The 7,266-nt window shown below is 59.5% G+C and carries 6 protein-coding genes; 1 reads left to right on the top strand and 5 read right to left on the bottom strand.

Features of this window, described 5'->3' with window-relative positions; all coding sequences use genetic code 11:
• Positions 1 to 23: 23 nt before the first annotated feature.
• The 4 genes from pqqF to ACI77H_RS03235 all read right to left on the bottom strand — a co-directional run bounded on the left by pqqF (position 24) and on the right by ACI77H_RS03235 (position 5,658).
• Positions 24 to 2,450 carry a pyrroloquinoline quinone biosynthesis protein PqqF gene (gene pqqF / locus ACI77H_RS03220; RefSeq protein WP_407010332.1) on the bottom strand — a complete coding sequence of 809 codons (2,427 nt, stop codon included), beginning with the start codon at positions 2,448 to 2,450 and terminating at the stop codon, positions 24 to 26.
• A gap of 38 nt (positions 2,451 to 2,488) precedes the next feature.
• Positions 2,489 to 3,283, bottom strand: a complete 795-nt coding sequence (locus ACI77H_RS03225) for a carbon-nitrogen hydrolase family protein (protein WP_407010333.1) — start codon at positions 3,281 to 3,283, stop codon at positions 2,489 to 2,491.
• 12 nt (positions 3,284 to 3,295) lie between these two features.
• On the bottom strand, positions 3,296 to 4,978 hold the full coding sequence (locus ACI77H_RS03230) for a flavin monoamine oxidase family protein (protein ID WP_407010334.1): 1,683 nt from the start codon (positions 4,976 to 4,978) through the stop codon (positions 3,296 to 3,298).
• A gap of 218 nt (positions 4,979 to 5,196) precedes the next feature.
• Positions 5,197 to 5,658, bottom strand: coding sequence for an Lrp/AsnC family transcriptional regulator (locus ACI77H_RS03235; RefSeq protein ID WP_150803095.1), 462 nt, complete (start codon positions 5,656 to 5,658; stop codon positions 5,197 to 5,199).
• Positions 5,659 to 5,891: 233 nt separating this feature from the next.
• Between ACI77H_RS03235 and ACI77H_RS03240 the strand changes: the two genes are divergently transcribed.
• Positions 5,892 to 6,545, top strand: a complete 654-nt coding sequence (locus ACI77H_RS03240) for a peptidase M41 (protein WP_407010335.1) — start codon at positions 5,892 to 5,894, stop codon at positions 6,543 to 6,545.
• Between the two features lie 66 nt (positions 6,546 to 6,611).
• Here ACI77H_RS03240 and ACI77H_RS03245 read toward each other — a convergent pair whose 3' ends face one another.
• Positions 6,612 to 6,920 (bottom strand): DUF3077 domain-containing protein, encoded by a 309-nt coding sequence (locus ACI77H_RS03245; RefSeq protein ID WP_407010337.1) that lies wholly within the window; start codon positions 6,918 to 6,920, stop codon positions 6,612 to 6,614.
• Between the last annotated feature and the right edge of the window lie 346 nt (positions 6,921 to 7,266).

Genomic DNA, 7,266 nt, shown 5'->3' on the forward strand with positions numbered 1-7,266 from the left:
GCTCATTGCAGCAGCGGTAATGATCATTTTGCCACTTGCCAAGGCGCCTCTGGCTGCGAACCACTGGCCAGACAGCGCCAGCCGCCTTCGGCGTTCTTCAGTCGATGGGCGGCGGCCAGCAGGGTGGAGCGGTCGATGGTTAGAATCGACAAGCTCAGCTGCGTCAGGTAATCCGACGGGCGGCCAGTCAACCTGCCTTGCCAGAGCAGCTCTGCAGCCTGGGCCAAGGGTAAGGCGGCGATGTCGAATTGATCGGCCAACGCCTGGCGCTGGGCGATGAAAGAAGCCTCGTCGATCGCCTCGACCAATCCGGGCAGGTCGCTCAGGAAGCGCACCATGTGTTCCAGCAACTTCAATGGCGAGGTATCCGGAGACTGGACGCCAAGCAGGATCCCGGTCAGCCCGTGGATCTGACGCAGTGCGCTGAACACCGCGTAACCTAATTGCAGCTCCACGCGCAGGCGCTGATAGATCGGTGTCTGACAGACAAGCGCCAACAAACGCCAGGCGGCCTCGTCGCGGATGTCCTGGGTAGCCGTCGGACAGAACAGCAACAACGCGTGTTCGCTGGAGCCGGTGTCAAGCGTTGTCCAAAGGCGCTGTGAGTTGATCAAGTTCGGCGTGGACGGTTGGGTGTCTGCAACGCCTGGCACCCGGCTCAGGGCCAAACCCATTGCGGCTTGAGTGTGTGCCGAAAGGCCAGTCGCCAGACCTTCCCAGCGCGCACTTGACCATAGCTGCTGCAGGTCTTCAGAGACACCGCTGTGCTCAAGGAGAAGATCGGGCAACGCCTTGAGCAGTTGTTTAATCGGGATCAGCGCAGGGCTTTTCGGTTCTTCCTGTGAGAACTCGCTAGCAGGTTGTGTCAGCTCTTTCAGTGCATGTTCGAGAACGCTCGGCATCGGTTCCTGCAGCCCCGTCACCTTCAGCAGCCATTCATTGCCCGATGCGCTGAAGGAAAAGTCGACGCCCGCCTGGCGTGCCTCCTCGCGCAGTGGCTGCAGGCTGTTTTCCAGATGCTGTTGAAGACGGGGATGAGGTTCGGCCTCGAGCCGCCATCGCAAATAAATCGCGCCCTCAGCGGTGTTATCCGGCAAAGCCTGGCTGAATTGCATCGGCGAGTTTTCACGACGGCTGCGCGAACGGTCCTGAGCAAATGTGCGCAAGCCACGGTGCTTGCTGGTTTGCCCGCGAATCAGGCCGGCGTTTTGCGGCGGCGCTTCGGTGCTCAAGAACGGATTCGGTGCGGGCAGTTGCCATTCACCGCTGAAGTTATCCACAGCGCCGATTTTGTTCAGGATGTCCTTGAGCGCTGCAACGCCTTGCTCGGACAGGCCGGTTTCAAGCTGTTCGCTATCGAGTCGGGCCAGTTGCAGCGCGCCGCTGACTTGTTGCTGGCGCTGAAGCATGGCGGCGTATTCATCACGCAGACGGGGCCAGTCTTGCTGAGAGGCAAAGAAGCCCATCCAGTCCAGGAGCTGCCCGCGCAGGACGCTCGCCGGTTCTGCCGTCGTGAACTCAACGTGCAGCACGGCTTGTCCGGCAAATTGGTACAGCGGCTCGGCGTTCAAGTGCTCAGCCACACCGCGTGCGCTCAATTCAGCCAGCAGCCCGCCGCGTTTCGAGGCATTCAAACAATGGCACAAAAACGCCAAGGCTTCGGCCGATGAAGTGGGCAGCGATTCGAAGGTAAACAGCAGATCAAGCCTGCGCTCGTTCACCTGTTGATAACTGGCGTCCGAAGATTCCATCAGCGACACAGGAGCCAGTTGCGGGACGATTTCTCCCGTGGGAATCGCCGCGCTGAAACTCAGCGCCAGTTGCTTAAGCTCTTCGATACTTTGCGGGCCGGCCAGGCTTAGCGTCATCTGTCCGGTCTGATAAAACCGCTGATGGAAATCCTTCAGCGCTTGCTGGAACTCGGCTTGCGCCACCGGCAGGCTGTCACGGTTGCCGGCATGAAAGCCGCGTAACGGATGAGTCGGCGAAAGCCCGTCGAACAGCGCCAGTTGCTGTTGCGCCGTCGCGTCCTGCGACCAGGCGACGAACTCCGCGTGCAGCACTTCCCGTTCCCGCAGCTGATCGTCCAGATTCATACGCGGATGAGCGAGCATGTCTGACAGACGCTCCAGCCCACCGCTGAATGCCTGAGGCGGCAGTTCAAAAAAGAAGTCGGTGGTGCGCTCGCTGGTTCGCGCATTGACCTGCCCACCATGACCTTGCACGTAGGCCATCAGCCCTTGTTCCGCAGGAAAACGCTCGGTACCGAGAAACAACAGATGCTCAAGAAAATGCGCCAGGCCTGGCCATGCCAACGGCACATCATGACTGCCGGCAGCGACCCGCAACGCGGCCGCACAACGCTTCAGATTCGGGGCATGACGCAGGGTCACCCGCAAGCCGTTGGCCAGGATTTCAGTGTGAGGGCGAGGGGGATTCAGCGCAGGCATGAGCACTTCCAGAACAGGGAAGCGCTAATGCTAGCGGATTAGCGCTTGTTCAGCTCGCCGTAAAGCTCCGGGCGGCGATCGAGGAAGTAGCGATTGGCGGCGCGCGAGTCGACCATCAACTGACGATCCAGCTCACCGACAATCAGCGCTTCATCGAGTCCTGCCTGAGCGATGCGACTGCCGTCCGGCGCGGCGATGCTGCTCTGGCCGCAATAGTGAATCTCGCCTTCGTTGCCGCAGTAATTGGCATAAGCCACGTAACATTGGTTTTCGAAGGCGCGGGCGCGCACGGTCACGTCGGCGACGAAGTCGTAAGGAATCATGTTCGCTGTCGGCACCAGAATCAGCTCGGCGCCGGCCAGGGCCAGGCGCCGCGCATTCTCCGGAAACTCGACGTCGTAGCAGATCAGGAAACCGAGTTTCCAGCCGTTGAGCTCCACCAACGGAAAATCACCCTGCCCGGCGCTGAACATCGAGTGATCGAGGTCGCCGTACAGATGAGTCTTGCGGTAGTTGCACAGGCGCTCGCCGTTGGCGTCGATCAATTGCACGGCGTTGTAGATCTGCCCGTCCGCGGTGCGCTCGGGATAACCGTACAAAATGGCAATCCCTGCCGTTTTGGCAATGCGCGCGATCTGCTGCGCCGACTCACCGTTGTGCACCTCCGCCAGCACGCTGACGGCATCGACACCGATGTTGTAACCGGTCAGGAACATCTCCGGCAGCACCAGCAAGTCGGCGCCTTTCGCTTCCAGCGCCAGTTGATGCAGGCGTTGCAGATTGCCGGCGACGTCCAGGGGCAGCGGTGGACATTGGTATAAGGCTACGCGCATTTGGAACTCCTTTTACTCGGGCAGGGCGATCGGACCGATCTCGTTGAACACATCTCCTGGACCCGGGTTCTCGGCGTGAGTTTCACCGCCGAAGTGTTTCATGATGCCCCATACCGCGTTGAGCGAGGTCTGCACCGCGCCTTCGACCCACGCCGGCGTCCACGAAACGTCGTCGCCAGCGATGAAAATCCCGCGCTGTTCGGCCGGCATGTCGTCCTGCATGAAGTGAGCGTACATGCGCTGGTTGTAGCGATAGTGACCGGGCAGTGCGCCTTTGAAAGCCCCAAGGAAATGCGGGTCGGCTTCCCACGATACGGTGATCGGATCGCCGATGATTCGCGCCGCAATATCGACTTTCGGGTAGATTTTTTTCAGCGCGTTCAACGCCAGTTCGACGCGTTTTTCCACCGGGTGCGGCAGCATTTTCAGCGCGTCGCTCATCCACGAGTACGACAGGCAAATCACCCCAGGTTTGTCGTCACCGTTGTCGAACAGGTAGGTGCCACGGGTCAGGCGATCGGTGAGGGTCATGCTCATCAGGTCGCGGCCGGTTTCCGGATCCTTGTCCTTCCAGAACGGGCGGTCGACCATCACGAAGGTTTTCGACGATTGCATGTAGCGGGTGCGGTCGAGGGCCATCCACATCTTTTGCGAAAACAGAGTTTCGTCGCACTCGATCTGGGTGGTCAGCAACCAGCTCTGGCAGGTGGTCAATACGGCAGCGTATTCGCGGGTGTCGCCGTTGTTATCGGTCACCGCAAAACGGCCATCCGCCGCATGAGCGATTTTTTTAACCCCGGAGCGTGGCGCGCCTCTGTGCAGCGACTTGAGGCTGGTGCCTTCGGGCCAGTGCACGCAACGTTCCGGCACATGGCGCCAAATGCCTTGCGGCACTTGTTCGACGCCGCCGACGACCAGATGTTGGTGATCGTCGCAGTTGGTCATGACTACGCGGAAGATTTCCAGCATCGAGTTCGGGAAGTCCGAGTCCCAGCCGCCGGTGCCGAAGCCGACCTGGCCGAACACTTCGCGGTGATGGAACGAGAGCTTGGCGAAGGCTTCGGAGGTGGCGACGAAGTCGTAGAAGGTGCGGTCGTCCCACAGCGGAACCAGGGTGTTCCACAACTCCTTGAGGCGCGGCACGTCGCGGTCGCGGATCGCTTGCTGGATATCGGCGAACTGCGAGCCGGCCTCCAGTGCATCCGCCCACGCGTCAGCCACTTCCTGGAACAGTGCAGGAAGATCCGCCAGTTTCTGTGCGTAGTGGGTTTTGCCTTCCAGGTCGATCACGGTGCTGCCAGAGGCAGGCGTCAGCGGATTGGGAAAAGGTTTGGTCTCGAGACCGAGCTTGTCGACATAGTGGTAAAACGCCGTGGACGACACCGGGAAGCGCATGCCGCCGAGTTCGGCGACGATGCCATCCGTCCCGTTGAACGCCTGTGAGCGCAGACGACCGCCCATTTTCGAGGCTTCATAGACGACGGGCTTGAGGCCCAGTTTCATCAGTTCGTAGGCGGCGACCAAACCGGCGATACCGGCGCCGACGATTGCCACTTCGGCACCGTGGTTGTGCGCTGGAATGCTGCCGAGGCCGGCAGGGTGTTCGATCCAGTCGTCGAAGGCGAAAGGAAAGTCCGGGCCGAAAATGGTGACTGGTTTTTTACCGTCTGCAGGATGGCGATTGTTCTTGTTCATGGCTGACCTTGCTGGCGACCGGACGCGGGGTACGCGTCTGAGTATAGGAAAAGATGGCAGCCATTCTAGAGAGCGTAGAACACGTTAATAAGACGCAATGTGTCGTCATTTTGCTAATTTTTTGACCAAAACGACGAACTATCGATACACAATGTCCAGGTGGGAGCGGGCTTGCCCGCGAAGACGCCCAGCCAGACACCGAAGCGTTCCGGGTGAAATCAAACCGGCTGCCCCCGATCAATCTTGCTACTCAAAATGATCGACGTGGTCGTCTTCTCCACCCCATCCACACTGCCGATCTGATCCAGCAACTGATCCAGTTGCTCCGGCGAATCAGTCCTTAACCACGCCACATAATCAAATTCGCCACTGACCGCACACAACTGCTGAACCTGAGCCATGGCGCTCAGCCGCCGCAACACTTCCTTGCCGGAGCGCGGTTGCACCGTGATCCCGACGTACGCCTGCAAGCCGCCGTCCACCAGACGCTGGCCCAAGCGCACGCCGTAACCGGTGATGACCCTGGCCTTTTCCAGTCGTGCCAGCCGCGACGTCACGGTGGTGCGGGCGATGCCCAATTGGCGGGCGAGCATGGCCACGCTTTCGCGGGCATTGATCTGCAGGGCCGCGATCAATTGGCGGTCGATTTCGTCAAGCACAGGCGGGCGAGTGTCAGGCAAAGGTTGTCTCCAGCAACACACATCAATGGGGCCGCATGTTACAGCACCAATCGCATGCAGGATGTTTGGTCTAGCCTCAGTACCGTTCAGGCATTTTTACCTGCGACACGGTCTACACCTGCACCGTCTACGGCAAAGTTTTCGCACTGGACACCGACACCGGCGCCCAACGCGGGAAGGATGGACGCAAACCGTCAGGCATAGTCGAACGGGCTATCGAGGGATGTGAGGCGATGGACATGACGAACAGGACGCCTTCCGTTGTACGGGATCACGCATTACAGATCGCCCATCATGAAATGGGCCACTACGTCGTGGCCCGCGCATTGGGGTTTGCAACGGGCGGCGTGACTCTGTCGGTGACCATGGACTTGCGGCATCAAGGGGGCGCTTCCATAACCCTGGCGCGCCCGATTTCGTCGATGGAAGCAATGAAAGCGCATTTGGAAGCCCGGATGATGGTCCTGTTGGCCGGCGCTATGGGCCAGACACTCTCTTCGACCCATCGGTCCGGGAACCGCGTCGACAAAACGAAAGCGGTCACCATCCTGAAAGGTGCGCTGGGGGCGGAACAGGATTACGCAAAAGTAAAAGAGCTTCAGCATTTGCTGCGCAATATCACCTGTCCCGATACGGACCCTGCGTCCGCTGAGCGTATTGCGGCTGAGCTCCGAGTGATGACTGATCGCGTGTGGGGCCGGACCCAAGAAATCGTCGAAGATCTGGCCGATACGATCACTGAATTGGCACGCGTGCTGGTCGCCGGCATGGTCATCGTTGAGCAGTGGGGCAGGGCGGCGGATACCTATGAGGTCGTTTTTACCCGTGAAATCCTTGAGCGGTTACGGCCAGTGCGGGCCATTCCAGCGTTGGGTGTTTGGGCTTAGCGCACCGGTCGATCTCTGATGAGAGAGCCCCGAATTATCGAGGCTCATTCCACGATCAGTCCGCCGCTATGCCCTGGGATTCGCCCCGGCCTGCTCAGATTCGCGCTCCAATACCTTTGTCACATCATCGATCACTGCCTTGCTCATTGCTGTCAGGTAATGCGCGGCCCAGGCGTGGCGGTCGGTGTCTTTGACGTAGGCGGCGTCGATGGTCAGCGCTTTCACCAGGTACAGCAGATTGGAGGCTTGGGCCAGGGCTTCGGCGAGGGGAACACCGCGAGTGACATGGAACAGTGTTTCGTTTGAACAGTAGATGAAGGGGGTGAGGCCGATGGTTTTTAGGTTTGAGGTTGATGCTGAATCAGTTTTGCTCATGGTAAATCTCCCAAGCTGAGGAGCCGCCACGTTCGTTTCCAAGCGAATGGGTGGCAGCTGTGCGCAGGTTGGAAAACCGGGAGCTTAGGAAACCGGCACGTCCGAAGACGTCCCACGCACAACCGCCATGACACAGCATTGCAGCCGTAAACGCCTGCGGTCATGTTGGGCACGTTGTTGCTCTACGCTCGACGGGTTTCCAAGCCCGATCGCTGAATGATCAGCGACGTCCGGAGACTATCCCTTCGAAGAAAAGCACAACAAGACATCAAAGTGCCCAAAACGGACGATTCGGAGTTTGCCTACAAGGTTTGCGGACGTCATCCGATATTGCGCCACTCTAAGT

It is taken from the genome of Pseudomonas sp. O230 (assembly GCF_045447035.1).
Classification (GTDB): Bacteria; Pseudomonadota; Gammaproteobacteria; order Pseudomonadales; family Pseudomonadaceae; genus Aquipseudomonas.